Consider the following 1,031-nt stretch of genomic DNA (forward strand, 5'->3'; position numbering starts at 1 on the left):
AAAGTAAGAAACTCGTAAACTCCTGAATCAACACAAGCGTGTCTAGTGAAAACAGAGTATTCTTAGGACAAATGAATTCAAAACCTACCCAATGAGTATTCAACCTAATTCACGTCAGTTAATTTCTTGCGAAGAATGTGGCCTTGTCGTCCGCATTCCGGAGATCGAGCAAGGGCAAAAAGCTCAATGCCCTCGATGTTCGCATTCACTTACAAAAATTAACGCCAAGCCTTATCAAAGCGTGATTGCGGTATCGTCTGCGTGTTTGATCATGCTGGTGCTCAGTATCTCTTTCTCATTCATGTCATTCAGCGTGCAAGGGTTGTCGCAAGAGATCACTCTACTTCACGCAGCCAAAATGCTGGCTGAATTTCAAAACGCCCTTCTTGGTGCGCTTCTGCTCGCGACGGTCGTCGTTTTGCCAGCTATCTATGTGGGTTTGATCCTTTTTCTGCACCTTGAGGCGTTAAAAGTTCGCAACCATCCGCCGTCTAAAAAGCAGCAGCGTATGGCCAAAGTACTTTGCCGAATTCTGTTTCGAGTTGAACCGTGGTTAATGGTCGATGTGTTTTTAATTGGCGTATTGGTGAGCTTAATTAAAATTGCGTCTCTGGCCGACATCGGAATGGGCAGCTCGTTTTGGGCGTTTTGCGTATACACAATATTGGTGGTGAAATGCATTTCGATGGTCGATAAAAGCTGGCTGTGGGGGCACTTTATTCCGGCAATCGAGTTACCAAGCGTCAAAGAAGGTGACACTCACCACAACCACAATCACATCGGTTGCCACACTTGCCACCAACTCAATCCCATCGAGGATAAAAAACATCAGCGCTGTATTCGCTGTTACAGTCGACTTCACGAATACAACCCGAGCGAGAACCTACAAAAAGCGTGGGCATTGTTGTTTGCCTCGGTGATTTTTTATATCCCAGCAAACCTCTACCCTATGATGTATACCGTCAGTCTTGGGCACTCAGAAGGTTCAACCATTATGGAAGGCGTCATCTTGCTGTGGCATTTAGGCTCCT

General features: G+C 45.9%; 1 protein-coding gene. It reads left to right on the forward strand.

Going from position 1 to position 1,031, the window contains the following annotated elements; all coding sequences use genetic code 11:
- Positions 1-91: 91 nt before the first annotated feature.
- Positions 92-1,031 (forward strand): paraquat-inducible protein A (locus tag R7D93_RS26130; protein WP_318129660.1); only part of this gene is annotated, 940 nt, incomplete at its 3' end.

Origin of the sequence: Vibrio sp. YT-15 (assembly GCF_033337445.1) — a bacterium.
GTDB lineage: Bacteria > Pseudomonadota > Gammaproteobacteria > Enterobacterales > Vibrionaceae > Vibrio > Vibrio alginolyticus.